At 70.2% G+C, this 24,583-nt stretch carries 27 protein-coding genes; 10 read left to right on the top strand and 17 right to left on the bottom strand.

What is annotated here, in order from left to right:
- Window positions 1-51: 51 nt before the first annotated feature.
- Window positions 52-1,257, bottom strand: a complete 1,206-nt coding sequence (locus AB0M51_RS09525) for a cytochrome P450 (RefSeq protein WP_344188217.1) — start codon at window positions 1,255-1,257, stop codon at window positions 52-54.
- 96 nt (window positions 1,258-1,353) lie between these two features.
- Between AB0M51_RS09525 and AB0M51_RS09520 the strand changes: the two genes are divergently transcribed.
- Both AB0M51_RS09520 and AB0M51_RS09515 read left to right on the top strand, forming a co-directional pair.
- Complete coding sequence (locus AB0M51_RS09520) at window positions 1,354-1,953, top strand: TetR/AcrR family transcriptional regulator (protein ID WP_363748757.1); 600 nt, start codon at window positions 1,354-1,356, stop codon at window positions 1,951-1,953.
- Window positions 1,954-2,283: 330 nt separating this feature from the next.
- Window positions 2,284-3,387, top strand: coding sequence for a PLP-dependent transferase (locus tag AB0M51_RS09515; protein ID WP_344188219.1), 1,104 nt, complete (start codon window positions 2,284-2,286; stop codon window positions 3,385-3,387).
- On the opposite strand, the gene AB0M51_RS09510 is transcribed toward AB0M51_RS09515, so the two are convergent.
- On the bottom strand, window positions 3,374-4,540 hold the full coding sequence (locus AB0M51_RS09510; RefSeq protein WP_344188220.1) for an MFS transporter: 1,167 nt from the start codon (window positions 4,538-4,540) through the stop codon (window positions 3,374-3,376). The genes AB0M51_RS09515 and AB0M51_RS09510 overlap by 14 nt on opposite strands.
- Entirely contained in the window at window positions 4,537-5,298 is a 762-nt protein-coding gene (locus AB0M51_RS09505; RefSeq protein WP_344188221.1) for a DeoR/GlpR family DNA-binding transcription regulator, read from the bottom strand. The genes AB0M51_RS09510 and AB0M51_RS09505 overlap by 4 nt, the downstream gene beginning before the upstream one ends.
- Before the next feature lie 52 nt (window positions 5,299-5,350).
- On the opposite strand from AB0M51_RS09505, the gene AB0M51_RS09500 reads away from it, so the two are divergent.
- Entirely contained in the window at window positions 5,351-6,520 is a 1,170-nt protein-coding gene (locus AB0M51_RS09500; protein WP_344188222.1) for an MFS transporter, read from the top strand.
- Window positions 6,517-7,053, top strand: coding sequence for a GNAT family N-acetyltransferase (locus AB0M51_RS09495; protein WP_344188223.1), 537 nt, complete (start codon window positions 6,517-6,519; stop codon window positions 7,051-7,053). Before AB0M51_RS09500 ends, AB0M51_RS09495 begins: the two co-directional genes overlap by 4 nt.
- Here AB0M51_RS09495 and AB0M51_RS09490 read toward each other — a convergent pair.
- Window positions 7,008-7,685, bottom strand: a complete 678-nt coding sequence (locus tag AB0M51_RS09490; RefSeq protein WP_344188225.1) for an FCD domain-containing protein — start codon at window positions 7,683-7,685, stop codon at window positions 7,008-7,010. The genes AB0M51_RS09495 and AB0M51_RS09490 overlap by 46 nt on opposite strands.
- 56 nt (window positions 7,686-7,741) lie before the next feature.
- Here AB0M51_RS09490 and AB0M51_RS09485 point away from each other — a divergent pair, with 56 nt between their 5' ends.
- Window positions 7,742-8,923 (top strand): MFS transporter, encoded by a 1,182-nt coding sequence (locus tag AB0M51_RS09485; RefSeq protein WP_363748753.1) that lies wholly within the window; start codon window positions 7,742-7,744, stop codon window positions 8,921-8,923.
- Between the two features lie 3 nt (window positions 8,924-8,926).
- On the opposite strand, the gene AB0M51_RS09480 is transcribed toward AB0M51_RS09485, so the two are convergent.
- Both AB0M51_RS09480 and AB0M51_RS09475 read right to left on the bottom strand, forming a co-directional pair.
- A complete protein-coding gene (locus AB0M51_RS09480; protein ID WP_344188227.1) occupies window positions 8,927-9,934 on the bottom strand; it encodes a sugar phosphate isomerase/epimerase family protein in 1,008 nt (335 codons plus the stop codon).
- 11 nt (window positions 9,935-9,945) lie between these two features.
- The gene (locus AB0M51_RS09475) at window positions 9,946-11,037 is read right to left on the bottom strand and encodes a Gfo/Idh/MocA family oxidoreductase (protein ID WP_344188228.1); all 1,092 of its coding nucleotides are present in this window, start codon (window positions 11,035-11,037) and stop codon (window positions 9,946-9,948) included.
- A gap of 75 nt (window positions 11,038-11,112) precedes the next feature.
- Here AB0M51_RS09475 and AB0M51_RS09470 point away from each other — a divergent pair, with 75 nt between their 5' ends.
- On the top strand, window positions 11,113-12,231 hold the full coding sequence (locus tag AB0M51_RS09470; RefSeq protein ID WP_344188229.1) for an ROK family protein: 1,119 nt from the start codon (window positions 11,113-11,115) through the stop codon (window positions 12,229-12,231).
- Window positions 12,232-12,268: 37 nt separating this feature from the next.
- Here the strand turns inward: AB0M51_RS09470 and AB0M51_RS09465 are convergent, their stop codons facing one another.
- The 3 genes from AB0M51_RS09465 to AB0M51_RS09455 all read right to left on the bottom strand — a co-directional run bounded on the left by AB0M51_RS09465 (window position 12,269) and on the right by AB0M51_RS09455 (window position 15,115).
- Entirely contained in the window at window positions 12,269-13,210 is a 942-nt protein-coding gene (locus AB0M51_RS09465; RefSeq protein ID WP_344188230.1) for an aminoglycoside phosphotransferase family protein, read from the bottom strand.
- Window positions 13,207-14,208, bottom strand: a complete 1,002-nt coding sequence (locus AB0M51_RS09460; RefSeq protein ID WP_344188231.1) for an NAD(P)H-dependent glycerol-3-phosphate dehydrogenase — start codon at window positions 14,206-14,208, stop codon at window positions 13,207-13,209. The genes AB0M51_RS09465 and AB0M51_RS09460 overlap by 4 nt, the downstream gene beginning before the upstream one ends.
- 124 nt (window positions 14,209-14,332) lie before the next feature.
- On the bottom strand, window positions 14,333-15,115 hold the full coding sequence (locus tag AB0M51_RS09455) for a lysophospholipid acyltransferase family protein (RefSeq protein ID WP_344188232.1): 783 nt from the start codon (window positions 15,113-15,115) through the stop codon (window positions 14,333-14,335).
- A gap of 16 nt (window positions 15,116-15,131) precedes the next feature.
- Between AB0M51_RS09455 and cofC the strand changes: the two genes are divergently transcribed.
- Both cofC and AB0M51_RS09445 read left to right on the top strand, forming a co-directional pair.
- Window positions 15,132-15,803 carry a 2-phospho-L-lactate guanylyltransferase gene (cofC, locus tag AB0M51_RS09450; protein ID WP_344188233.1) on the top strand — a complete coding sequence of 224 codons (672 nt, stop codon included), beginning with the start codon at window positions 15,132-15,134 and terminating at the stop codon, window positions 15,801-15,803.
- Window position 15,804: 1 nt separating this feature from the next.
- Complete coding sequence (locus AB0M51_RS09445) at window positions 15,805-16,011, top strand: hypothetical protein (protein ID WP_344188234.1); 207 nt, start codon at window positions 15,805-15,807, stop codon at window positions 16,009-16,011.
- Window positions 16,012-16,103: 92 nt separating this feature from the next.
- Here the strand turns inward: AB0M51_RS09445 and AB0M51_RS09440 are convergent, their stop codons facing one another.
- The 4 genes from AB0M51_RS09440 to leuC all read right to left on the bottom strand — a co-directional run bounded on the left by AB0M51_RS09440 (window position 16,104) and on the right by leuC (window position 20,308).
- Window positions 16,104-16,673 carry an HU family DNA-binding protein gene (locus AB0M51_RS09440; RefSeq protein WP_131291739.1) on the bottom strand — a complete coding sequence of 190 codons (570 nt, stop codon included), beginning with the start codon at window positions 16,671-16,673 and terminating at the stop codon, window positions 16,104-16,106.
- Window positions 16,674-16,854: 181 nt separating this feature from the next.
- Window positions 16,855-18,021 carry a magnesium/cobalt transporter CorA gene (gene corA / locus AB0M51_RS09435; protein ID WP_344188235.1) on the bottom strand — a complete coding sequence of 389 codons (1,167 nt, stop codon included), beginning with the start codon at window positions 18,019-18,021 and terminating at the stop codon, window positions 16,855-16,857.
- A 248-nt stretch (window positions 18,022-18,269) separates the two neighbouring features.
- Window positions 18,270-18,869 carry a 3-isopropylmalate dehydratase small subunit gene (leuD, locus tag AB0M51_RS09430; RefSeq protein ID WP_344188236.1) on the bottom strand — a complete coding sequence of 200 codons (600 nt, stop codon included), beginning with the start codon at window positions 18,867-18,869 and terminating at the stop codon, window positions 18,270-18,272.
- Between the two features lie 14 nt (window positions 18,870-18,883).
- Window positions 18,884-20,308 carry a 3-isopropylmalate dehydratase large subunit gene (gene leuC, locus AB0M51_RS09425; RefSeq protein ID WP_344188237.1) on the bottom strand — a complete coding sequence of 475 codons (1,425 nt, stop codon included), beginning with the start codon at window positions 20,306-20,308 and terminating at the stop codon, window positions 18,884-18,886.
- 107 nt (window positions 20,309-20,415) lie between these two features.
- Between leuC and AB0M51_RS09420 the strand changes: the two genes are divergently transcribed.
- A complete protein-coding gene (locus tag AB0M51_RS09420; protein WP_130387568.1) occupies window positions 20,416-21,135 on the top strand; it encodes an IclR family transcriptional regulator in 720 nt (239 codons plus the stop codon).
- A 1-nt stretch (window position 21,136) separates the two neighbouring features.
- Here AB0M51_RS09420 and AB0M51_RS09415 read toward each other — a convergent pair whose 3' ends face one another.
- The gene (locus AB0M51_RS09415) at window positions 21,137-21,649 is read right to left on the bottom strand and encodes a 2'-5' RNA ligase family protein (RefSeq protein WP_344188238.1); all 513 of its coding nucleotides are present in this window, start codon (window positions 21,647-21,649) and stop codon (window positions 21,137-21,139) included.
- A 21-nt stretch (window positions 21,650-21,670) separates the two neighbouring features.
- On the bottom strand, window positions 21,671-22,054 hold the full coding sequence (locus AB0M51_RS09410; protein ID WP_363748746.1) for a VOC family protein: 384 nt from the start codon (window positions 22,052-22,054) through the stop codon (window positions 21,671-21,673).
- Between the two features lie 78 nt (window positions 22,055-22,132).
- Between AB0M51_RS09410 and AB0M51_RS09405 the strand changes: the two genes are divergently transcribed.
- Window positions 22,133-22,699 carry an HdeD family acid-resistance protein gene (locus AB0M51_RS09405; RefSeq protein WP_344188240.1) on the top strand — a complete coding sequence of 189 codons (567 nt, stop codon included), beginning with the start codon at window positions 22,133-22,135 and terminating at the stop codon, window positions 22,697-22,699.
- Here the strand turns inward: AB0M51_RS09405 and AB0M51_RS09400 are convergent.
- Window positions 22,696-23,688 (bottom strand): LacI family DNA-binding transcriptional regulator, encoded by a 993-nt coding sequence (locus AB0M51_RS09400; RefSeq protein WP_344188241.1) that lies wholly within the window; start codon window positions 23,686-23,688, stop codon window positions 22,696-22,698. The genes AB0M51_RS09405 and AB0M51_RS09400 overlap by 4 nt on opposite strands.
- Window positions 23,660-24,577, bottom strand: coding sequence for a nucleoside hydrolase (locus AB0M51_RS09395; protein ID WP_344188242.1), 918 nt, complete (start codon window positions 24,575-24,577; stop codon window positions 23,660-23,662). The genes AB0M51_RS09400 and AB0M51_RS09395 overlap by 29 nt, the downstream gene beginning before the upstream one ends.
- Between the last annotated feature and the right edge of the window lie 6 nt (window positions 24,578-24,583).

Below are 24,583 nucleotides of genomic sequence, written 5' to 3'. Positions count from 1 at the left end.
ACTGTAGCGGTCCCGGGATCGTGATCCGACCGGGGTTCGGTTAAGAACTGTTCAGATCGGCGCGTCCCAGGTGACTGGCAACGCTGCCACTCCGTACACGAGCGTGTTCTCCCGGTAGTCGATTTCGTCGAACGGTACGGCGAGCCGCAGCGTCGGGATGCGCGCGAACAGCCGGGTGAACACCTCCTGCAGTTCGAGCCGCGCGAGCTGCTGCCCGATGCACTGGTGCGGCCCGAAACCGAACGCGACATGCGCCGCCGCGTCCCGCTCCACGTCCAGCCGGTCCGGATCCGGGAACACCGTCTCGTCGCGGTTCGCCGAGGACAACGCGGCGATCAGGTACTCCCCCGCGTCGATCGTCGACGGCCCGACCGTCAGCTCGTCCGTCACCTCCCGGAACAGCCCGAAGTGCACGACCGACAGGTACCGCAGCAGCTCCTCCACCGCGGCCGGCACCTGGGACGGGTCCGCCCGCAGCAGGTCGAGCTGGTCAGGGTTCCGCAGCAGTGCGAGTGTGCTGAGCGCGATCATGTTCGCGGTCGTCTCGTGACCCGCGATCAGCAGGGTGACGCCGACCGTCACCAGCTCCTCGACGGTCAACGGCGTACCGAGCTCCTCGCCGCGGGTGATCAGCCGGGAGAGGATGTCGTCCTCGCGGTTCGCCTGCTTCGCCAGCACCAGGCCGAGGATGTACTGGTTCAGGTCGTCGCTGGCCCGCTGAGTCTCCTCGGTCCAGCCGTCCACGCGGACGAGCAGCGCGCTCCGCTCCTGGAACTCGTCGCGGTCCGCGTACGGGACGCCGAGCAGCTCGCAGATCACCAGCGACGGGATCGGCAGCGCGAACTCCCGCACCAGGTCGACCGGCCCGCCTGCCGCGAGCAACCCGTCGATCCGCTCGTCGACCATCGCCGCGACCCGGGGCCGCAGCGCCTCCATCCGCTTGACCGCGAACTCGGTCGCGAGCATCCGGCGCAGCCGTTTGTGCGCCGCGCCGTCGACCTGCAGGATCGAGCCCGACTCCACCTCCCGGTCCAGGTCCGCGTCCGGTACGACGTGGTCGGACGGCGCGAGCCGCGAGCTCAGCCGGCTGTCCCGGAGCAGCGTGCGGACGTCGTCGTACCGGCTGATCACGTACGCGTCGACGCCGGCCGGTGTGGACACCTTCGCGGGCACCTCGGACCGGCGGTACCCGGCGTACTCGGGCGCCGGGTCGAACGGGCAGCCGGACGGCCTGCTGACGGGGAAGCTCTCGGTCATCACGCGTGCCTCTCGTCGGGAAATTTGGTAGTGACTACCATATGGCTGACGCTCCCGCTACGGAAGGGTGGCGGTAGTCTGCCCGCGGAGGTGCTGATGGGACTGCGCGAGGTGAAGCGGGAGCGGACCCGCCGGCTGATCGCGGACAAGGCGTTCGAGCTGTTCTGCGACCACGGGTTCGGCCGGACCACGGTCGAGCAGATCGCGGCCGCGGCCGAGGTCGGCCCGAGCACGCTGTACCGGTACTTCCCGACCAAGGAGACGCTGGTCCTCGAGTTCGTCGACGACTGCCTGGCCGACGCCGTCCGCCGGTTCGGCGACCAGCCCGCGGTGGAACTGAGCGACGGCCTCCGGACCGTGATCGAACGCGTCCTCGAACAGCTGGAGACCAACCCGGACCGGGTCCGCGCGGTGTTCGACCTGGCCGAGCGGAACGAGTCGGTGAGCGCGCACCTCAACGAGCTGATCTGGCGGTTCCGCAACGACCTCGCCGCGCAACTGGTCCGCCGGCTGTCGGGCGACCCGGTGCGTGCGGAGTTCGTCGCGGCGCTGTCCGCCGGGATCACGATGAACATCATCGAGAACGTGGTCCGGGTCTGGGGCGACACCCCGGACGCAGTCGACGCCCGCCAACTCGCCCGCCAGGCGATGGCGCTCCTGGAGAACGGCAGTCTCCCGCTCCCCGGCTCCCGCTGACCGGCCCCCCTCCCCAGCACCCGCTGACCGGGCCCCCCGGCCCAGCACGCGCTGGCCCGCCCCCCACTCCGGCGCCGCGCCGCACCCGACCCCCGTCCCGGCGCACGTCGCCCACCGCCCCGGGGCCACTTTGTGCACCAGATCCGCGTTTCGTGGCGGCCGCCGTACGGATCCGGTGCACAGAGTGGACGGGAGGCGGTCCGGTCGGCCGCGGGGCCGGTGGGCGGGGCCGGTGGGCGGGGCCGGTGGGCGGGGCCGGGGACGGGTGTTCGGGGTGTCCTGTTGCCACCCGGCGACCGGCGCCGGGAGGTTGGCAGCGACAATCCGGCTATGACTCCTGACCTCGACCCGTCCACCGTCGTCGTCCACGCCGGACGGCCGGAGCGCGTGCCGAACGCTCCCGTCGGACCGTCACCGGTGTTCAGCTCGACGTACGTCGCCGGCGGCGATCGTGGCTACGGGCGGTTCGGCAACGACGCCTGGTCCGCGCTCGAGGACACCCTCGGTCAGCTCGAAGGCGGACGCGCGCTGAGCTTCGCCTCCGGGATGGCCGCGGCCGCCGCGGTGATCGACCTGGTCCCGGTCGGCGGTCGCGTGGTCGCGCCGCAGCACGCGTACTCCGGCGTCCTCGCGCTGCTCGACCAGTACGCCGGGACCGGCCGGCTCAGCGTCGTACGGGCCGATATCGCGGACACCGAGGCGGTCGACCTCGACGGCGCCGACCTGCTGTGGATCGAGTCGCCGACCAACCCGGCGATGGAGGTCGCCGACATCCCGGCCCTCGCCGCGGCCGCGCACGCCGCCGGCGCGACCGTGGTCGTCGACAACACGTTCGCCACTCCCCTGCTCCAGCAGCCGTTGCGGCTCGGCGCGGACGTGGTGATGCACTCGGCCACCAAGTTCATCGCCGGCCACTCGGACGTGATCCTCGGCGCGGTGGTCACCGCCGACGACGACCTGTGGTCCGCGATCGAGCTGCGGCGCCGCAGCCTCGGCGCGATCCCCGGATCGATGGACGCCTGGCTCGCGCTCCGCGGCCTGCGGACGCTCGCGCTCCGGCTCGAACGCGCGCAGTCGAACGCCGCGTACCTGGCCGAGCGGCTGCTGCGACACCCGCGGGTCAGCCGGGTCCGGTACCCCGGGCTGCCCGACGACCCCGGTCACGCCCGCGCCGCGGCGCAGATGTCCGGCTTCGGCGCGATCCTCGCGATCGAGCTCGGCGGCGACGCGGAGTACGCGCAGAAAGTCTGCGAGAGCACGAACCTCTGGGTACACGCCACCAGCCTCGGCGGCGTCGAGTCGCTGCTCGAACGCCGCCGGCGCTGGCCGATCGAGGTGCCGACCATCCCCGAGGACCTGATCCGGCTGTCCGTCGGGATCGAGCACCCCGAGGACCTCTGGAACGACCTGGACCAAGCCCTCAACGCTTCTTGAGCACCGGTCCGCCGAGGAACGTCAGCACGCACAGCACGACCGGCAGCACGAACGCGATGTTCAGCGGCATCCAGTGCGCGAGCCCGCCGATCAGCGCCGGGCCGGCCAGCAGGCCGACGTACCCGAGGCCGACCACGCGGGCCATCAGGGCGCCCGAGGACCGCGGGTCGAGGTTGCCGGCGGCGGTGAACAACTGCGGCACGCCGCCGGCCAGGCCGAGGCCGAAGACCGCCCAGCCGACCAGCGCGACGGGCACCCACGGGATCACGATCACCAGCGTCAGGCCGACCGCCGCCATCGCGGCGCCCCAGCGCACGATCGCGGCCGGGCCGACGACGGCGGCCACCCGGTCGGTGAGGAAGCGTCCGACGGTCATCGCGACCGCGAACGCGCCATACGCGTAGGCAGCGGTGCTGACCGACGTACCGAGGACGTCGCGGAAGTGCAGGGCCGCCCAGTCGTTGGCGACACCCTCGGACAGCATCAGCCCGAAGGCGAGCCCGCCGAGCGCCCAGACCAGCTTCGCCGACGGCTTGTCCCGCGGCGCCTCGTCGTGCTCCTCGGGAGGTTCGGTTGCCTCCAGCAAGAATCGGCTGGCGATCAGCGACAGTACGATGCAGATCAGGCCGGCCAGCGCGAGTGTGACCTCGGTCGGTACGCCGGCCCGCAACGTGGCCGCACCGACGACCGCGGCGATCGCACCGCCGATCGACCACATCGCGTGGAACGCGGCCATGATCGGCCGTGGATACCCGCGCTCGACCACCACGGCCTGGGCGTTCATCCCGACGTCGATCGAGCCGTTGCCGAAGCCGATGAAGATCAGCGCGATCCCGAGGGTCCACCAGTTCGTGGCGAGGCCGGGACCGGCGAGCGCGACACCGAGCAGGATCCCGGCCGCCGGGACCAGCCGGCGCTGGCCGAGCTTGTCGACAAGTGGCCCGGCGACCTGCATACCGGTGAACGCGGCGGCGCCGAGCACCAGCAGGAGCAGCCCGAGCGTGCTGTGCGTGATCCCGGTCGCCTGCTCGATGCTCGGGATGTGCACCACCCACATGCCGACCGCGAACCCGTTCAGCCCGAAGTACAGCCAGGTGGCAACCCGAGCGGCTCTCGGTGGTGCGGTTTGAAGTTGTGCGTCGGTGGTGGTCAAGACGCGACCTCTACGAGGGCGCCGCGTTGGATGAGCACAGTTCGTTGGTCCTCGGGTGCGGAGTCGTCGGTGATGATCAGGTCGGGGCGTTCGGCCGGGCAGACGAAGGCCAGTGCGGCGCGGTCCCACTTGGCGCCGTCGGCGAGCACGATCGTCCGGGTGGCGACGTTCATCGCCTCCTGCTTGACCTCGGCGTCGCCCAGGTCGAAGGCGGTCAGCCCGGCGTCGAGGCTGAAGGCGCACGGGCTCAGTACGGCGGCGTCGAAGCGGAGCGCCCGGAGCGAGGCAACGGTCAGCGGGCCGACCAGCGAGAGCTCGCCCTTGCGCGCCTCGCCGCCCGGCATCAGCAGCCGGATCCGCGGCGCGTCCGCCAGCTCGTGCGCGACGTGCAAAGAGAGCGGCATGACGGTCAGCGCGCGGTCGTGCAGCAGCTTGGCGGTCTCGAGTGCCGTCGTACCGCTGTCCAGCACGATGGTCTCGCTGTCGCGGAGGTGCTCGACCGCGGCGCGGGCGATCGCCTGCTTGGCGGCGACGGCGGCCTGCGAACGCAGCGAGTGCGGCGGCTCGAGACCGGACGGCATCGCGGACACCGCGCCGCCGTGGACGCGTTTCAGCACACCCTGTGCGGCCAGGAAGTCGAGATCGCGGCGGACCGTCATGTCCGACGCCTCGGTGGCCTCGACCAGTTCCTGGACCGACACTCGGTCGACGACTCGTAGGCGTTCTACGATCACTTGGTGCCGTTCCGCACTTCTCATGCGCAAAAAACTACCATCCGCCTGATCGTTCAAACAGATAGCGTGTTCACTTGTGACAGATGACACCACGCTCGTCAAGCGCTCCCGGTACGCCGTCGCCGCGGTCTTCTGCGTCCACGGATCGGTGACCGGTTCGTTCGCGACCCGGGTGCCGTGGATCCAGGAGCACGCCGGGGTGTCCGCCGGGCAGCTCGGGCTGGCACTCGCGTTCCCGGCGCTCGGGGCCGCGCTGATGATGCCGCTCGCCGCCCGGGTCAGCCACCGGTTCGGCACCCGGACCGCGCTCCGCGGACTGCTCGCACTCTGGACGCTCGCGCTGATCCTGCCGTCGTTCGCACCCGGCCTGCTGACGCTGTGCGCGGCGTTGCTGATCTACGGCGGTACGGCGGGGATGGCCGACGTGGCGATGAACGCGCTCGGCGTCGAGGTCGAACGGCGCCTGAAGAAGTCGATCATGTCCGGGCTGCACGGCCTCTGGAGTGCGGGCGTACTGCTCGGATCCGCGGTCGGCACGGTCGCGGCACACAAGAATCTGAGTGCGCAGGTCCATCACACGATCGCCGCCCTCGTACTGACCGTCGCCGGGCTGGTGGTCTGCCAGTTCGTACTGAACGTGCATCCCGAGGAGGACGAGGAGCCGCCGGCGCGGTTCGCGCTGCCGCCCAAGTCGGCGCTGCTGATCGGCGCGGTGGGCTTCTGCGCGGTCTTCGCCGAGGGCGCGAGCCTCGACTGGTCCGCGGTGTACCTGCGTGACGTGCTGGACAGCTCGGCCGGGATCGCGGCCGGTGCGACCACCGGGTTCGCGGTGACGATGGCGATCGCCAGGCTCACCGGCGACGCGGTGGTCGACCGGTTCGGCGCGGTCCGGACGGTCCGGGGCAGCGGCGTCGTCGCGACGCTCGGCGGGTTGCTCGTTGTCGTCTCGCCGAACGCGGTCGTCGCGATGATCGGCTTCGGACTGATCGGCATCGGGATCGCGGTCGTCGTACCTCTTGCCTTCGCGGCCGCCGGCCATACCGGCGCCAATGCCAGCCAGGCGATCGCCGGCGTCGCCACGATCACCTACGCGTCCGGGCTGGTCGCCCCCTCGATCATCGGCGGCATCGCCCAGGCCAGCAGCCTGACCATCTCGTTCATCGTCGTCACGGCCCTGGCCGCCGGACTGGCCGTGTTCGCCCGCGTGCTCGCAACCAAGACAGAAGCTGGAGAACTCCGACGGTGACGACTTTTCGGGTAGCGGGACCGGAGGACGCGGCCGCGGTCGCCGAACTGCACGGTGACAGCTGGCGGCGGCACTACCGGGGCGCGTACGCGGACGCGTTCCTCGACGACGAGTCGCCGGAGTACCTCGGCGCGATGTGGGCGAAGCGGCTGGCGAACCGCGACGGCACGCGCACCACGGTAGCGGAGCACGACGGGCAGCTGATCGGGCTCGCACACGTCGTGTTCGACGCGGACCCGACGTACGGCGCACTCGTCGACAACCTGCACGTCCGCGCACCGCTCAAGCGCCAGGGCATCGGCACCAAGCTCCTCGCCCACGCGGCCACCGACGTACCCACCGGCCTGTATCTCTGGGTGCTCGAGCAGAACACCGCCGCGCAGGCGTTCTACGAAGCCCGCGGCGGTCTCCGTGGCGATCGCAAGGACGTCCCACCGCCGGGCGGCGAACCCCGCCGGCTGAACGGCACCCCGGCCTGCTTCCGCTACTACTGGCCGGACCCCGTCAGCTTGACCGTCTCGATCAACGCGTAGGACGCCTGGCTCGCCGCCTCCGGATCCCCGGCCCGGATCGCCTCCAGTACGTCGACGTGCGCATCGCCGAGGCGGTGATCCTCCGGGATCGTCGCGGTCTGGTGGATCGACTCGGTCATCACCTCCGCCAGCGCGTCGTACAGCCGGAGCAGCAGCGGGTTCCCGCTCGCGACCACGACGCTGCGGTGGAAGTCGGTGTCGACCGCCACGAACGCGTCCAGGTCGCCCGACTCGAGCGTCGCGGCGCGAGCCTCCAGCACCTCCTCCAGGCCCGCCAGGCTCTCCGGGGTCGCCTTGCGAGCCGCCAGCCGGGCAGCCGCGGCCTCGATACCGGCACGCGCGTCGAGCACGTCGGTGAGCGACGCGGACAGCTCGTCACGGACCAGTACGCCGCTGATCTCGTTGGTCGCGCGGACGTACGTCCCGTCGCCGACCCGCGGCTCGAGCAACCCGGTCAGGCTGAGCGAACGCAACGCCTCGCGCACGGTGCCGCGACTGACGCCCAGCTCCGTGGCGAGCTGGTGCTCGCCCGGGATCCGCGCACCGCGCGGCCAGTCGCCGGACTCGATCCGGGCCCGGAACTGCTCCGACACCTGCAGCACGAGCGGCACCTGCCGCACCAAGGGGTCCATGCCGTACAGTATATAAATGTCGGACATCTACACAGAAGTGTCAGGAGAGGTGTGTTGTGGCAGTGCTGACCGAACGCATGGCTCGAGAGCGGTCGTCGCTGGTCACAGCGACCGCCTTCGTGGTCGCGCTGAGCCTGCGGCCGGCGCTGACCGCCGTCGGGCCGGTGCTGCCGCGGATCGGTGACGCGCTGCACCTCGGTGAGGCCGCGCAGGGTCTGCTCGGGACGCTCCCGCTGCTCGCGTTCGCGGTCGCCTCTCCCCTGGTGCACCTGGCGTCCCGGCGGTTCGGGATGGAGCGGGCCGTGTTCGTCTCGCTGCTCGTGCTGGCCGCCAGTAGCGCGGTCCGCCCGTATGCGGGCCAGGCCGGCCTCTGGATCGGGACCGCGGTGGTCGGCGCCGCGATCGCCGTCGGCAACGTGCTGGTGCCGGTGATCATCAAGCGCGACTACTCCGCGCACGTGTCCCGGGCGACCGGGATCTACACGGCGTTCATCACCGGCGGCGCCGCGATCGCCTCGATCCTCGCCGTACCGATCGCCGACGCCGTCGACTGGCGGTTGTCGCTGGCGGTCTGGGGCGGTCTCGCGCTGCTGGTAGCGATCGTCTGGCTGCCGCGCACGCTCTCGCCGGAGCCGATGCCGGCGGCAACCACCGACGAGGGGACGCCGCCGGTGAGTGTCTGGCGGCAGCCGATGGCGTGGCTGGTGACCGGCTTCATGGGGCTGCAGTCGACGAGCTTCTACCTGTTCGTCAACTGGCTGCCGACGATCGAGATCTCGACCGGCGGCGTGTCCGAGCGCGCCACCGGCGTGCACCTGTTCGTGTTCCAGGTGTTCGGGCTGATCGGCGGGCTCAGCATCCCGTTCCTGCTGAAGCATCCGGCCAACCAGCGGGCCGGTCTGATGACGGCGAGTACGCCGATCCTGCTGGCGCTGATCGGGCTCCTGGTGGCGCCGCAGCTCGCGATCGTCTGGGCGGTCGTCGGCGGTCTCGGCCAAGGCGCCGGGCTGGTCGCCGCGCTGTCGCTGATCAGCCTGCGCGGGCGCGGGCACCACGAGACCACGCAACTGTCCGGGATGGCGCAGGCAGTCGGCTACACGCTCGCCGCCGCCGGTCCGGTCGTCGCCGGGTACCTGACGCAGGTGACCGGCGGCTGGAGGACGACGCTGATCGTGTTCGCCGTCCTCGCAGCCACGCAGGTCACGCTGGGATTCGTCGCAGGTCGCGACAACCGCTGAGTACTACTTGTCGGTCGCGAAGGCGGCGTCGAAGGCGGCCGCCGGCTTGTCGAAGGCCAGGTTGCGGATCACGTTGACCGCCTCCGCCGCGCCGATCTTGCGGTCCATGCCGGCGTCCTCCCACTCCACCGAGATCGGGCCGTCGTAGCCGATCGAGTTCAGCACCCGGAAGCAGTCCTCCCAGTTCACGTCGCCGTGCCCGGTGGAGTAGAAGTCCCAGCCACGACGCGGGTCCGCCCACGGCAGGTGCGAGCCGAGCCGGCCGTTGCGGCCGCCGCCGACCCGCATCTTGGTGTCCTTGCAGTCGACGTGGTAGATCCGGTCCTTGAAGTCCCAGAGGAACGCGACCGGGTCGATGTCCTGCCAGACCATGTGCGACGGGTCCCAGTTCAGGCCGAACGCCTCCCGGTGGCCGATCGCCTCCAGCGCGAACGTGGTGGTCCAGTAGTCGTACGCGATCTCCGACGGGTGCACCTCGTGCGCGAACCGGACGCCCTCCTCGTCGAACACGTCGAGGATCGGGTTCCAGCGGTCGGCGAAGTCCTGGTAGCCGGCCTCGATCCGCTCGGCCGGGACCGGCGGGAACATCGCGACGTACTGCCAGATCGACGAGCCGGTGAAGCCGATGACGGTCTTCACGCCGAGCTTCTTGGCCGCCCGGGCGGTGTTCTTCAGGTCCTCCGCCGCGCGCTGCCGGACACCCTCGCCGTCGCCGTCGCCCCAGATCCGGGACGGCACGATCGCCTGGTGCCGGAAGTCGATCGGGTTGTCGCAGACCGCCTGCCCCACCAGGTGGTTGGAGATCGCGAACACCTGCAGGTTGTACTTCTCCAGGATGTCCTTGCGGCCCTGGACGTACGAGTCGTCGTCGACGGCCTGCTGGACGTCGAAGTGGTCACCGGAGCAGGCGATCTCGACGCCGTCGTACCCGGCCTCGGACGCGAACTGGCAGACCTCCTCGAACGGCAGGTCGGCCCACTGGCCGGTGAAGAGAGTGATCGGACGAGGCATCTGACGGGCTCCTAGTTGTCGACGGTGATCCAAGCAGAGTCGTTGGCGGCCGAGCGCAGTACGGCGTCGACCACGCGGGCCGACCGCGCTCCGGCGGCGAAATTGGGCAGACCGTCCGGGGTCTCCCCCAGGACGGCGGCGTAGCTGTCGGCGACGAACGAGTCGAACGCGTCCTGGTACCCCTGCGCGTGGCCGGCCGGCAGCCGGTTCACCCGCGCCGCGTCCGGGCTCAGCGTCTCGGGATCCCGGGTCAGCAGCTGCGACCCGGCGCGGTGGCCGACCCACAGCCGGTCCGGGTCCTCCTGGTCGAACCCGAAGCTCGACTCGGTGCCGGACACCTCCAGGTACAGGCGGTTCTTCCGGCCGGCCGCGACCTGGCTGACCACGATCGTCCCGACCACACCGGCTTCGGTCCGGAACTGCGCGGTGGCGAGGTCCTCGGTCTTCACCTCGACGCCGCCGCGCTGCGCCCGTACCGTCCGGAGCTGGGCGCTGATCGCGGCGATCCGGTCGCCGGTGACGAACTCGGTCAGGTCGCACCAGTGCGAGCCGATGTCCGCGAACGTCCGCGACGGGCCGCCGGTGGTGTCGTCCACGCGCCAGTTCTGGTCGTCGGCACCGGCCAGCCAGTCCTGCAGGTACGAGCCGTGCAGGCTGGTAATCACGCCCGCCTCGCCTGCCGCGATCTTGGTCCGCAGCTCGCGGACCATCGGGTGGTAGCGGTACACGAACGGGACCGCGCCGACGAGCCCCGCGTCCGCTGCCGCCGCCTGCAGTCCGCCGGCGTCCTGCACGGAGGTGGCGAGCGGCTTCTCGCAGACGACGTGCTTGCCGGCTTCGAGCGCCTTGAGCGTCACCTCGCGGTGCGTGTTGTTCGGCGTACAGACGTGAACCACGTCGACGTCCGCGGCCAGCAGTTCGTCGAGGGTCGCGAACCCGCGCTCGGCCCCGGTCGCCTCGGCGGCCGCTGCCGCTCTCGCGGGCGACGATCCGACGGCGCCCACGACAGTCGCGCCGGAGACCAGCGCCGACCTCCCGTGGACCTGGCCCATGAATCCGCCGCCGACGATCCCGACCCTGAGCTTGCGCGCACTGGTGGACACGTTCGAGGACGCTATGGGACCCTTTTGAACCCTGTCAAGCAAAAGTCCACGCCCTGTACGACGAAAGTCCGGTGAATGAGCGATCTCGGTACGGCGGACCCGCTGCTGCGGGTGCTCCGGGACGGGCAGCCGCGGACGCGCGCCGAGTTGATCGAGCTCAGCGGGCTGGCCCGATCGACCGTGACCGGGCGGATCGAGGCGCTGCTCGCGACCGGGCTCGTCGTACCGTCGGGCGAGGCTGCCTCGACCGGCGGGCGGCCGCCGGCGCGGTTCCGGTTCAACCCGACCGCGCGGCTGGTGCTCGCCGCGGACGTCGGCGCGACGCATCTCTCGGTGGCGCTCACGGATCTGACCGGCGCGATCCTGGACCGGTCGACGACGCCGCTGGCGATCGCCGAGGGACCTGAGGTCGTGCTCGACGCCGTCGCCGCGGCGGGGCAGGCGTTGTTGCGGGCGGCGGGGCGGTCCGTGGCGGATCTGGCCGGGACCGGGGTCGGGTTGCCGGGGCCCGTCGAGCACAGCACCGGGCGGCCGAACCATCCGCCGATCATGCCGGGCTGGGACTCGTACGACGTCGTCGGGCGGTTGAGCCGGACGCTGCCCGGGCCGGTACTGGTCGACAACGACGTGAACATCATGGCGCTCGGCGAACACGCGACGGCGTACCCGGACGTCGAGCACCTGCTGTTCGTGAAGGTCGCCACCGGTATCGGTGCGGGCGTGATCAGCGGCGGCCGGCTGCACCGCGGGGCGCGCGGGGCGGCCGGCGACATCGGGCACATCCAGGCCCCCGGGCACACCGAGGTGTGCCGGTGCGGCAACACCGGCTGCCTGGAGGCGATCGCGTCCGCGGCCGCGCTGGCGGCCAAGCTCGGCGTCGAGACCAGCCAGGACATCGTCGACCTGGTCCGGGCCGGCAACACCGAGGCGACCACCGCCGTACGCCAGGCCGGCCGCGAGATCGGGACCGTACTGGCCGCGGCCGTCAGCCTGCTCAACCCGTCGGTCATCGTCGTCGGCGGCTCCCTCGCCCAGGCCGGCGACAGCCTGCTGGCCGGCCTCCGCGAAACCGTCTACGCCCGATCGTTGCCCCTGGCCACAACCCACCTGCACGTCGTCCCGTCCCAGGCCGGCCCCGACGCAGCCCTCCTCGGCGCCGCCACCCTGGTCCTGACCCACAGCGCCCTCAGCTAGCGTCCTAGGAGCCGACATCTCCTGTCGGGCTGCACGTCTACTCGCCCCAGGCGATGGCGACCTGGTCGATCAGGGAGATCACCCGGGCGAGTTCGCTGCCGCCGCGGGCGCGGCCGAAGCCGTTGCGGCGGCCCCAGAACGACGCCTGTACGGCGATCAGCTGCGTCCAGCGCCGGATCCGGTCGGCCTCGATACCCGAGGCCTCGGCGAACTGCTCCAGCTCGGTCCGCAGATACCGCAGCAGGTCGTCCACGGCGAGACCGTCCCCGAGGAGCAGGTGATACGCGCGGGTGCGCAGGAAGATCGCGGCGTCGAAGGCCGGGTCGCCGACGTACCCCTTCGGATCGACAGCCAGCCAGGGCTCGCGATCCGCCCGCAGGATGTTGTTCGGGTGGAAGTCGCCGTGGACCATGGTCTCCGGCTGCTCGCGGCACAGTTCGTCGACGACGGCCATCGCCCCGGCCACGACGGAATCGGGCAACGGGTGGTCAAGCTCGGCAGCATCCTTGCCCAGGTCCTCGGCCCAGCATGCAGCCTTCTCCGACATCCGCGGCAAGCCGTCCGGCGCCGGGATCGTCAACTGGCGGAGCAGGTCACCGGCGATCGCGGCGACGCCTTCGCTGTGCACAGCCGTGTGCTGGGCAGCGTGCTGGGCCATGGTGCTGGCGTGCGCCCGTTCGAGGAGCATCGCGTACCGGTCGTCGTCACGCTCGTAGAGCCGCACGGCACCACGACCGGCCCACACCTCGAAGGCGTCCGGCTCGTACACGTTCCCCGGATGCGGGAACGACACCTTCAAGACGGCGTCTCCCGCCACCGGCACCACCACGCCGACCTGGCCGTGCAGTACGTCACCGTCCCGCTGGAGGCTCCAGCGGTCGAGCAGGTCCTCGACGATCGTCGGCAGCTCGTCGAGCCACGCCTGCCCGGCCGCGCCTTCACGATCCACCGTCGTCCTGGCGAACGCCTCCGGGATCACCAGCGCTCCGACTTCGCTGAGCGGGAGACCAGGCTGAAGAGCATGTCCTTGGGGGTCATCTCGCCGGCGACGACCTTGGTCACGTGTTCGGCGATCGGCATTTCGACGTCGTGGTGGTGGGCGAGTTCGCTGATCGAGGCGCAGGACTTGACCCCCTCGGCGACCTGACGGGTGCCCTCCAGGATCTGCGCGACCGACATGCCCTGGCCGAGCTTCTCGCCGAACGTACGGTTGCGCGACAACGGCGACGAGCAGGTCGCGACCAGGTCGCCGAGCCCGGCGAGGCCGGAGAACGTGTGCTCCTGCGCGCCCAGCGCCGTACCGAGCCGGGCGATCTCCGCCAGCCCGCGGGTGATCACCGAGGCTCGGGCGTTGTCGCCGAAGCCGAGGCCGACGGCCATGCCGACCGCCAGCGCGATCACGTTCTTGCAGGCGCCGCCGAGCTCGCACCCGATCACGTCGTTGTTCGTGTACGGGCGGAACGTCGGCGAGTGGCACAGCTTCTGCAATCGTGCCGCGGTCCCCTCGTCCGCGCAGGCCACGACGGACGCGGCCGGCTGGCCCTCCGCGATCTCGCGCGCCAGGTTGGGCCCGGAGACGACCGCGATCCGTTCCGGCCCGGCGCCGGTGAGCTCGGCGATCACCTCGCTCATCCGCTTCGTCGTACCGAGCTCGACACCCTTCATCAGGCTGACCAGCGGTACGGCGTTCGGCAGGACGCCGGCCCAGTCCGCGAGGTTGTCCCGCAAGGACTGCGACGGCACCGCGAGCACGACGGCCTCCGCCCCGTCGGCCGCGGCGGCGGGGTCGTGGGTCGCGGTGATCGCCTCGGACAGCCGGATCCCAGGCAGGTACTCGGCGTTCTCGTGCTGGGTGTTGATCACCTCGCAGAGCGACTCCCGTCGGGCCCACACCGACACCTGGTTCCCCGCATTCGCCAGCACCGTGGCGAACGCCGTACCCCAACTACCGGCACCGAACACCGCAACCCTGGTCATCGGGCCTCCCGTTCTGGACTGAGGAGCGCAGGGAGCGTAGCGACCGGAGCGACCGGAGCGACGAGGGAAGAACGGGAGCTAAAGCCCGATGACCCGCCGCGCCGGAGGCGTGGCATCAGTGCGGTCATTCTTTCCCCTCACGTCGGGCTTTGCGCCAGTCGAAGAGTTCCTTGGGCGGTTCCTCGCCGCGCAGTTCGCCGAGTGTCTCGGCGACCCGGGCCATGATCACCTCGGTTGCCTCGCGCAACAGCTCGTTGGTGATCGGCCGGCCCTCGAACGCGCTCAGGTCGACCGGCTTCCCGGCCCGCACCAGCAGCGTCTTCCGCGGCAGCAGCCGGATCCGGATCCTGCCGGTGTAGGACTTGATGATCTCCTGGGCGCCCCAGTTCGCGACCGGGATCACCGGGCAGCCGGTCATCAGCGCGATCCGGGCCGCGCCGGTCTTCCCGGTCATCGGCCACATCGCCGGATCTCGGGTGATCGTGCCCTCTGGGTAAACGCCCACGCACTCACCGCGTTCGACCGCCGCGACCGCGTCCCGGAAAGCGTCCGCGGCCTGCGCGGATTCGCGGTACACCGGGATCTGCCCGGCCCCGCTGATAATGCTGCCGAGCACCGGGACCTTGAAGACCGACGCCTTGCCGAGGAAGCGCGGGATCCGCCGGCACTCCCAGATGAAATAGCCGAGCAGCACCGGGTCGAAATGCGAGATGTGGTTCGGCACGTACACCACGCCGCCCTGCCGCGGCATGTTCTCCCGGCCGCTGAACCGGCACTTGGTGAACACGATCATGAACGGTTTGACGATTGCCACGATGATGCCGAACCAGAATCCGCGCGGCGGCCGTGGATCGGCACCCTTGCTGTCCACTGCTGCCTCCTGGTGGTCGAATGCGCCGTCGGTCATGGGAGAATCCTGCCTGATGGCAGACCTACAGGTCGCTCCCTGGACCCTGGTGATCCCGGTGAAGCGTACGGCGATCGCGAAGAGCCGGCTCGCTCCGGCCTACCCTCAGCACCGTCCCGAGCTGGCCCGTGCCTTCGCCGTCGACACTACTGCGGCCGCGCTCCGATCTCCCCTGGTGCACACGGTCCTGGTCGTCACCGACGACCCGCAGGTCGGCCCCGACGTGACCGCGGCCGGTGCCCGGGTGGTGCCGGACCTGCCCGCCGCGGGACTCAACGAAGCGCTGCTGCACGGAGCCACTGTGGCGGCTGCGGAGTTCCCGGGCAACGGCATCGCGGCACTGTCCGCGGATCTTCCCGCACTCCGTCCGGCCGAGCTCACCGCCGTGCTCGCGGTCTGTACCGCAGCCCGTTCCTTCGTCGTCGACGAGCCCGGCACCGGTACGACGTTGCTCGCGGCGGCTCCCGGCGTACCGCTGGATCCGCGCTTCGGCGTCGGCTCCGCCCTGGCCCACCAGGCGTCCGGGGCGGTCCCGATCGAGGTGGCCGGCATCGAGTCGGTACGTCGTGATGTCGACACCGCGGCCGATCTCGCGCACGCCGTACAACTCGGCGTCGGTCCGGCGACGGCCGAGGTGCTGTCGCTGGTGCTCGGTGCCGCGACCGGGACCGAAGGTCTAGCCTGCTGACATGCAGGCGACTGTGAGCAAGTACGACGGTGAAACGTTCTCCGGGGCCGTGCTGACCGACAGCGGGATCGAGCTCCCGTTCACGGTGCACGCCGTCGCGGACACCCCGGTGCGGCATCTGCGGGTCGGCCAACGGGTCCGGATCGAGACCACCGGCTCGGGTGCGACGCTGGCGATCACCCGGGTGGAGTTCGCCACCCACCTGTAGACAGTTGCCCCGAACAACGGCGAAGGCCGGTCATCCCCTGGAGTGGGGTGACCGGCCTTCGCTGTTGTGCGGTACGCCGCAGTGCCTGAAGATCAGCGAGCGGTACGCTTCGCCGCGGTCTTCTTGGCGGGGGCCTTCTTGGCCGGCGCCTTCTTCGCGACGACCTTCTTGGCCGGGGCCTTCTTCGCCGGGGCCTTCTTGGCAACGGTCTTCGCCGGTGCCTTCTTGGCAACCGTCTTGGCCGGGGCCTTCTTGGCGACCGTCTTCTTCGCAGCGGCGGTCTTCGTAGCAGCGGCCTTGGCCGGGGCGGCCTTCTTGGCCGGGGCAGCCGCCTTGGTGGCGGTCGCGGCCGGCTTCGGGGCTACCAGCTTCGGCAGCTTCTTGGCGCCGGAGACGACAGCCTTCAGCTCCGCACCCGCGCGGAACTTCGGAACCGTGGTCTTCTTGGCGCGCTTGGTCTCACCGGTCCGCGGGTTGCGCACGATGCGCGCGCCACGCTCGATGGCCTCGAAGGCACCGAAACCGGTGATGGCGACCTTGCCACCCTTCTTGGTCAGCTCGCGCTGGACGGTGTCGATCACCGACTCCAATGCGTGCTGGGCCTGGCGGCGGTTTCCGTCGAAGTGCACTGCGAGCGCTTCGACCAACTGGCTCTTGTTCACTGCTTCCCTCCGTGAACACTAGGCGTCGAGCACAGCGCTCGATCTCACAGGAACGTTATGGACTGAACAGGCCATGCACAAACACCAACGCGGCAATTTGGCCTTGTTTTAGGCGATTCGGACCACAATTTGGCCCGATCCGGGTCCCTGGAGAGGTTTTGGCGGCTGTTTGCCGCCGGCTTCACAGCCAGCCGCGGCGCTTGAAGATCTGGTGCAGACCTCCACACACCAAGGCCATCAGGCCGATCGCGAACGGGTATCCGTACTCCCAGTGCAGCTCCGGCATCTTGTCGAAGTTCATCCCGTAGACGGTGCCGATCAGGGTCGGCGCGAACAGGATCGCCGCCCAGGCAGAGATCCGCTTCACCTCTTCGTTCTGCTCACTGCTGGCGATCGCGAGGCTCTTCATCTCCTCGTTCTGCTGCTGCGCCACCAGGGTCGCGTTCACGGTCAGGATGTCGCGCAGGAGCTCGCGGAAGCCGTCGACCTTCTCCACCACCTCGGTGACGTGGTCGGCCACATCCCGCAGTGAACGTTGCAGTTCCTCGTCCACGCCGTACTTCTGGAAGCCGCCGCGGAGCTGCTCGAGGATCCCGATCAACGGCCGGGTGGCGCGCTGGAACTCGATCACCTCGCGGGACAGTTCGTAGATCCGCCGCGACACCTTGGGATCGCCGCGGAAGACCTCGGTCTCGATCTCGTCGATGTCGTTCTCCAGACCGGCGACCACCGGCGCGTAGCCGTCCACGACCTTGTCCACGATCGCGTACAGCACCGCTTCGGCGCCGCGGCTGAGGAGCTCCGGATCGCGTTCGACACGACGCCGTACGGCGGCCAGGTTCGGCGCTTCGGCGTGGCGGACCGTCACCACGAAGTCCGGGCCGACGAAGACGTGCACCTCACCGAACTCGACCTCCTCGGTCGCGTCCCGGTACCGCGCGGCCTTGAGGACGACGAACAACGTGTCGCCGTACCGCTCCAGCTTCGGCCGCTGGTGCGCCTCGTTCGCGTCCTCGATCGCCAGCTCGTGCAGGTCGAACTCCTGCGCCAGCGACGCGAGCTCGCGGCGGTCCGGCCGGTACAGGCCGATCCAGGCCAGGCTCTGCGGCGCGTCATGGAGCGCCGAGTAGGTGTCGGCCAGCGAATGCGGGGACGCGACGCGGTTGCCGCCGCAGTAGATCGCGCTGTCGACGACGCTGTGCCCCTTGGGCTTCAGCGGATCGCGCTGCTGCTTGGCCTCCGGCTCGATCCCGGCGGTGGCGACGGCTGCGGCGTGCTTGCGCGCGGCGGCACGCAGTGACGGAGTACGGCTGAACGCACGGAAGGTGCGCAGGCGCAGGTCGGACATGAGTCCTCCAGATGCGGGTGATTCAGGCGAGTGATGAGCGCACGTCTGCCCGACCCCACAACTACTGGAGGAAGATCAGTCCCCCGAAGGCCGAGCGAGACCGGTATGTCTGGAGGGATCGCTGTTGTTCATGCGTCCTCACCTCCTCGGTCTCGCAAGCCTTGTTCTGACAACCCCAGAAGGGTAACACCAGAGTTATCGCCCCCGCCCCCTCGAACGTTACGGGGACGATAACTCTGCGAGAGCTTTCAGGCCTTCGCGGGAAGGGTTGCCGGCTTGAAGGACGGCCGGGTTGCTTCGTACGCGGTGATCTCGTCGGCGTGCGACAGCGTGATGCCGACGTCGTCGAGACCGTTCAGCAGCCGGTAGCGCGTGTAGTCGTCGATCTCGAAGGGTGCCGAGACGTCACCGGCCGAGATCGTCTTGTTCTCCAGGTCGACCGTGACCTTGGTGCCCGGGTCGGTCTCGACCGCGGTCCACAGCTGCTCGACAACGTCCTGCGTCACCAGCGCGGCCAGCAGGCCGGCCTTGCCGGAGTTGCCGCGGAAGATGTCCCCGAACCGCGACGAGACGACCACCCGGAACCCGTAGTCGAGCAAGGCCCAGACCGCGTGCTCGCGGGAGGATCCGGTGCCGAAGTCCGGTCCCGCGACGAGCACCGAGACCCCTTCGTACTCGGGCTGGTTGAGGACGAACGACGGATCGTTGCGCCAGGCCGCGAACAGCCCGTCCTCGAAGCCGGTCCGGGTGACCCGCTTCAGGTACACGGCCGGGATGATCTGGTCGGTGTCGACGTTGCTCCGGCGCAGCGGGGCCGCCGTACCGATGTGCTGGGTGAAGGCTTCCATGATTCCCTTGCTCCTCAGGCGTTCGCGGGTACGGCGACGGGCGGCAGGTCGGCGGGCGCGGCCAGCGTCCCGGTGACCGCGGTCGCGGCGGCGACCAACGGCGACACCAGGTGGGTCCGGCCGCCCTTGCCCTGACGGCCCTCGAAGTTCCGGTTCGAGGTGGAGGCACTGCGCTCCCCCGGGGCCAGCTGGTCCGGGTTCATGCCCAGGCACATCGAGCACCCGGCCCCGCGCCACTCGGCGCCGGCGTCCTTGAAGATCGTGTCCAGACCCTCGGCCTCGGCCTGCAGCCGGACCCGGCCGGAGCCCGGGACCACCAGCATCCGGGTGCCCTCGGCAACCTTCCGCCCGGCCAGTACGCCGGCCGCGGCCCGCAGGTCCTCGATCCGGCCGTTGGTGCAGGACCCCAGGAACACGGTGTCCACGTGGATCTCGCGCAGCGGCGTACCGGCGGTCAGGCCCATGTACTCCAGCGCCCGCTCGGCGGCGACCTTGTCGTTCTCGTTCTCGAAGTCGTCCGGCGACGGGACAACGTCCGCGAGGGCGACGCCCTGGCCCGGGTTCGTGCCCCAGGTGACGAACGGCGTGATCTCCTCGGCCCGCAGCACGACCTCGCGGTCGAAGGTCGCGTCCTCGTCGGTGGCCAGGCTCTTCCAGTACTCGACGGCCGCTTCCCAGTCCACGCCCTGCGGCGCGTGCGGCTTGTCCTTCAGGTACTCGAACGTGGTCTCGTCCGGCGCGATCATGCCGGCCTTCGCGCCCCACTCGATCGACATGTTGCAGATCGTCATCCGGGCTTCCATGCTGAGCGCCCGGATCGCCTCGCCGCGGTACTCGACGATGTAGCCCTGGCCGCCGCCGGTGCCGACCTTCGCGATCAGCGACAGCACCAGGTCCTTGGCCGAGACACCCTCGGGCAGTACGCCGTCGACGGTAACGGCCATCGTCTTCGGGCGGGCCTGCATCAGCGTCTGGGTGGCCAGCACGTGCTCGACCTCGCTGGTACCGATGCCGAAGGCAATCGCGCCGAACGCGCCGTGCGTGGAGGTGTGGCTGTCTCCGCAGACCACGGTCATGCCGGGCTGGGTCAGGCCGAGCTGCGGGCCGATCACGTGCACGACGCCCTGGTCCGGGTCGCCGAGGGTGTGGATCCGGATGCCGAACTCCTCGGCGTTCTTCCGCAGCGTGTCCACCTGGGTCCGCGACACCGGGTCGGCGATCGGCTTGTCCACGTCGAACGTCGGCACGTTGTGGTCCTCGGTGGCGATCGTCAGATCCGGCCGCCGGACCTGTCGGCCGGCCAGCCGGAGACCGTCGAAGGCCTGTGGACTGGTCACCTCGTGGACCAGGTGGAGGTCGATGTAAAGGAGGTCGGGTTCTCCGTCGGCATGGCGCACGACGTGCGCATCCCAGACCTTTTCCGACAACGTCCTACCCATCAGACTTCTCCTTTGAGGTATGTGGTGAGGTGCTTTCGCTCACAGTGCTCTCGATTGGGCCTCTGAAGCGACTTGCGTTCCACGATTCGAGACGGCAGTATCGTCTCATGGACAACTCTAGCGGAGTCGGCGTTCTCGACAAAGCAGCTCTCGTTCTGTCCGCACTCGAGTCCGGGCCGGCGACCCTGGCCGGACTGGTGGCGGCGACGGGGCTGGCGCGCCCGACGGCACATCGTCTCGCGGTCGCTCTCGAGCACCACCGGCTGGTCGGGCGCGACATGCAGGGACGCTTCGTGCTCGGCCCGCGACTGAGCGAGTTGGCCTCCGCGGCCGGCGAGGACCGGCTGCTCGCGACCGCCGGCCCGGTGCTGGCGCGACTGCGTGACATCACCGGCGAGTCCGCACAGCTCTTCCGCCGCCAGGGCGAGTACCGCGTCTGCGTCGCGGCCGCGGAGCGCCCGTCCGGTCTGCGGGACACCGTGCCGGTGGGCAGCCAGCTGACCATGGCGGCCGGGTCGGCCGCGCAGATACTGCTGGCCTGGGAGGACCCGGAGCGGATGCACCGCGGCCTCCACAACGCTTCCTTCAACGCGGCGGCGCTGGCCGGCGTACGGCGCCGCGGCTGGGCACACTCGGTCGGCGAGCGCGAGCAGGGCGTCGCGTCGGTCTCGGCCCCGGTCCGCTCCCCCAGCGGCAAGGTGATCGCGGCGGTCTCGGTCTCCGGCCCGATCGAACGCCTGTCCCGCCAGCCCGGCCGCATGCACGCCCCGGCCGTCATGGCCGCCGCCGAGCGCCTCTCGGAGGCCCTCCGCCGCGCGTCCGAATAGTTCAGAGCGGCCAGCGGCGCCCGGTGCTGCTGTCGATCAGGGTGGGATGGGCAGCGGTGGCTTCCAAAGGAAGTACGTCGTAGACGGCCGCTGCCAGGGTCGGTAGCGCTGCGAGGGGAACGCGGGGCGCGACCGTGCAGTGCGGCACCCATCTGCCTGGCTGGTAGTGGCGGTGGAGGTCGGCCCCGGTTGTCGTGACCGCTGCTACCACTTGCTGTTGGAGCTGGAGAAGTTCGGCGCCGACAGCCGGCACCAGCCACGCTCGTCCACGTCGGAACGTTCCGAGCGCATCGAAGTACACCTCGGCCGACTGTTCACTCAGCAGTGGCTGGGCGGCCTTCGTCACCTCGTCGTGGTCCCACTCACGCAGTACGGCGAGCGACAGGTGCGGCACATGGCGGCCGTGCGTGTGCGATCTCAGCGTCGGTACGCCGAGATCCTCCAAGCGGTCCCACAACGCCCGAAGCAGCCGGTCGGTGCGCCGGTCGAACAGCAGGCAGACGGCAAGTGCCACCCGACCACAGTAGGCCGGAACTCAGGCGGCTCCGCCGTACGGGACCGTGATGATCTCCAGGTTGTGCCCGTCGGGATCGTCCCAGTACAGACCGCGCCCGCCGTCGTTCGTGTTGATCTCACCCTCCTGACGATGGAACGGGTCCGCCCAGTAGGTCAGCCCGCGCTCGACGATCCGGGCGTGGATCTGGTCGAACTCCGCCTCGCTCACCAGGAAGGCGTAGTGCTGGCCGTGCACCTGCCCGTTGCTCTCGGCGAAGTCCAAAGAGGTGCCGTTCCCGAGCTGGACCACGGCGAACGGCCCGTAGCTCGTCGGTTCCTCCAGCCCGAGAATCCCGGCCAGGAACCGCGCGGAGGCCAGCTTGTCGGTAGAGCTCACGATCGTGTGGTTGAACTCGACTGCCATCGATCCAGCGTAGAGGCTGTTGTCACAGAGCGCAGCTGAGATCACTATGAGGATTACGAGCCCTCAAGGAGGTCCGACATGGAGCGGGACTGGTTGACTCTCGGCTGGAAGATGCTGCTCGTCCGGGGCGTGCTGGGGATCGTGTTCGGGATCCTCGCGATCGCGTGGCCGATCTCGACGGCGATCGCGCTCGCCCTGCTGTGGGGCATCTGGGCGCTTGCCGACGGCATCGGATCGATCGCGCAGGCGTTCCAGCCGGAGTCCAAAGGCGGCCGGCTCTGGCTGATCGTGCTCGGTGTGATCGCGCTGCTCGCGGGGTTCTTCGCCATCGTGCATCCCGGCATGACCGTGGCCACGCTGACCTGGATCCTCGGCATCTGGCTGATCGTCCGCGGCATCTTCGAGCTCGCGGGCGCGTTCAGCAGCCACCTGCCGATGCCACGCTGGCTCCTTGTCCTGAACGGCGTGCTGTCGCTGCTGATCGGCATCCTGTTCGCCGCCAACCCCGGCGCCGGCGCGGTGAGCATCGCCGTACTCCTGGGCATCACCGCCCTCATCTGGGGCGCCGTACTGATCGGCGTCGCCTGGTCGGTACGCCGGACCGCCACCGGCCCTACGACGACCGAGACCCCGTCACCTGCCTAACACCCGCAGGACGTACTGGGAACCAACTCGTAGTCGAGCACGTGCCGCGCGGCCGCCGGCTTGCTCCGGTCGAGCAGCAACCCGACCGCCTGTCGCGCGGTCTCCTCGATCGGCTGCCGCACACTGGCCAACGGCGGCACCGTCACCGTGCACTCGCTCGTCCCGTCGAACCCCATCACCGCCACGTCCTCCGGCACCCGCAACCCCGCCTCCCAGGCCGCGAACAGGACGCCGAACGCCTGCTCGTCCGTCGAGCAGTAGATCGCCCGTGGCGGCCGCTTCTGCCGGAACCACGGCCGTACGGCGTCCCGCGCCGCGAACCGGGACACCGGCGCCGCGACGTACCGCGCCGTCGACCGCGGATGCGCCACGAGCGCGCGTTCGATCCCGCGCCGGTGTTCCGCCGTTCCGGGCGATTCCTCCGGACCGGTGACGACGCCGAGGGTGCGGTAGCCGTGGGACAGCAGGTGATCCGCGGACGCCTCGGCGCCCGCCACGTAGTCGATCGACAACGTCGAGACCGTGACGCCGTCGGGCACCGGGTGCAGGGCCACCACCGGTACGCCGGCCGCCGCGAACCGCTGGATCGCCGGCTCGACGAGCAAGGAGACGAGAACGACGCCGTCGACTTTGCGCTCGATGAACGACCCGATGTGCGCGGACTCCTGCGCCGGGTCGCCTGCCGAGTCGCCGATCAGCAGCAGGTGGTCGTGCCGCCGGGCGAAGTTCTCCAGGTGCTCGGCGAGGGTCGCGAAGTACGGGTTGCGGATCTGCGGGATCAGCAGCCCGAGCGAATACGTACGGCCCGCGCTCAGCGCCCGGGCCAGGATGTTCGGCCGGTACTCGAGCTCCGCGGCCGCCTCCAGCACCCGCCGCCGGGTCTCCGCGGACACCGGCCGCGGCCCGTTGTTGAAGACGTAGCTGACCACCGCGGTCGACGTACCGGCGCGCTCCGCGACGTCACGCGCGGTCGCCATCGATCTCCCCACGCCCGACAGCGTAAGCCGTACCGGCGACCACGATCCGACGTGTGATCTCCTCGGCCACGTCCTCGGCCTCGACCGCGGTCACGATCCGCACCGTCCCCTCGCTGTCGGCCGCGAACGTGCTGTGCCCCGCACGCTCTCCTCCGACCTCGATCGAGACCCGGCCGAGTCTGGAGAACGTGAACAGCTCCGGGCGGCTCAGCGCGAGCACCGCGACCGGATCGTGCGGCACGTTCCAGGTCTCGTTCCAATAGGCCCACCACTGCTCGATGTCCGCCCCGAGCGCCGCTCCCAGCGGACCGGCCGCCCGGATCCGCTCCAGCCGGGCCTTCTCGATCGTGACCTGCCGGGTGATCTCCAGCCCGGTGATCGTCGTCGGGATCCCCGCACCGAGCACGATCCGCGCGGCGAGGTCGTCGGACTTGAAGTTGTGCTCGCACACGTCGTCGCCGAACGACCCGCCCATCACCCACAGATGGCGGATCCACCACGCCGCCTGCGGCTCCAGCTGCAGCACCTTCGCGATGTTGGTCAACGGCCCGATCGCCGCCACGTCGAGCTCACCAGGACGCGCCCGCAGCAGCTCGACCAGCCGCTCGGGTGCACTGTCCGCGCTGATCGTCTCGGCCGCCAGCCCGTCGTGCAGCGTGCCTTCGTGGCCGGCCCACCAGACGTCCCGCCCGGACAGCGGATCGACGCGCCCCGGCACGACGGTCAGCTCACGCCCGGCGAGTACGCCGTACCGCCGGGCGAGCTGGGCCCGCAGCCGGGTGTCGCCGTACACGGTGTGCACCTCGGCGAGGTCGATCTCCGGGCTGCCGAGCAACTGCGCGAGCGCCATCGCGTCGTCCACGTCGGAACCGATGTCGGTGTCCAGGATGAGGGATCGCACGTATCT

The sequence above is a fragment of the Kribbella sp. NPDC051137 genome, assembly GCF_040682535.1.
Classification (GTDB): Bacteria; Actinomycetota; Actinomycetes; order Propionibacteriales; family Kribbellaceae; genus Kribbella; species Kribbella karoonensis.
This window is presented reverse-complemented; position numbering and strand designations above follow the sequence as displayed.

Coding starts and splice junctions, on each gene's coding strand:
- AB0M51_RS09480 (WP_344188227.1), bottom strand. CDS start 9,934: ATGCCTCGTCCGATCACTCTCTTCACCGGCCAGTGGGCCGACCTGCCG.
- AB0M51_RS09470 (WP_344188229.1), top strand. CDS start 11,113: ATGAGCGATCTCGGTACGGCGGACCCGCTGCTGCGGGTGCTCCGGGAC.
- AB0M51_RS09460 (WP_344188231.1), bottom strand. CDS start 14,208: ATGACCAGGGTTGCGGTGTTCGGTGCCGGTAGTTGGGGTACGGCGTTC.
- AB0M51_RS09505 (WP_344188221.1), bottom strand. CDS start 5,298: ATGAGAAGTGCGGAACGGCACCAAGTGATCGTAGAACGCCTACGAGTC.
- cofC (WP_344188233.1), top strand. CDS start 15,132: ATGGCAGACCTACAGGTCGCTCCCTGGACCCTGGTGATCCCGGTGAAG.
- AB0M51_RS09420 (WP_130387568.1), top strand. CDS start 20,416: ATGGACAACTCTAGCGGAGTCGGCGTTCTCGACAAAGCAGCTCTCGTT.
- AB0M51_RS09525 (WP_344188217.1), bottom strand. CDS start 1,257: ATGACCGAGAGCTTCCCCGTCAGCAGGCCGTCCGGCTGCCCGTTCGAC.
- AB0M51_RS09410 (WP_363748746.1), bottom strand. CDS start 22,054: ATGGCAGTCGAGTTCAACCACACGATCGTGAGCTCTACCGACAAGCTG.
- corA (WP_344188235.1), bottom strand. CDS start 18,021: ATGTCCGACCTGCGCCTGCGCACCTTCCGTGCGTTCAGCCGTACTCCG.
- AB0M51_RS09445 (WP_344188234.1), top strand. CDS start 15,805: ATGCAGGCGACTGTGAGCAAGTACGACGGTGAAACGTTCTCCGGGGCC.
- leuC (WP_344188237.1), bottom strand. CDS start 20,308: ATGGGTAGGACGTTGTCGGAAAAGGTCTGGGATGCGCACGTCGTGCGC.
- AB0M51_RS09490 (WP_344188225.1), bottom strand. CDS start 7,685: ATGGACCCCTTGGTGCGGCAGGTGCCGCTCGTGCTGCAGGTGTCGGAG.
- AB0M51_RS09405 (WP_344188240.1), top strand. CDS start 22,133: ATGGAGCGGGACTGGTTGACTCTCGGCTGGAAGATGCTGCTCGTCCGG.
- AB0M51_RS09515 (WP_344188219.1), top strand. CDS start 2,284: ATGACTCCTGACCTCGACCCGTCCACCGTCGTCGTCCACGCCGGACGG.
- leuD (WP_344188236.1), bottom strand. CDS start 18,869: ATGGAAGCCTTCACCCAGCACATCGGTACGGCGGCCCCGCTGCGCCGG.
- AB0M51_RS09455 (WP_344188232.1), bottom strand. CDS start 15,115: ATGACCGACGGCGCATTCGACCACCAGGAGGCAGCAGTGGACAGCAAG.
- AB0M51_RS09520 (WP_363748757.1), top strand. CDS start 1,354: ATGGGACTGCGCGAGGTGAAGCGGGAGCGGACCCGCCGGCTGATCGCG.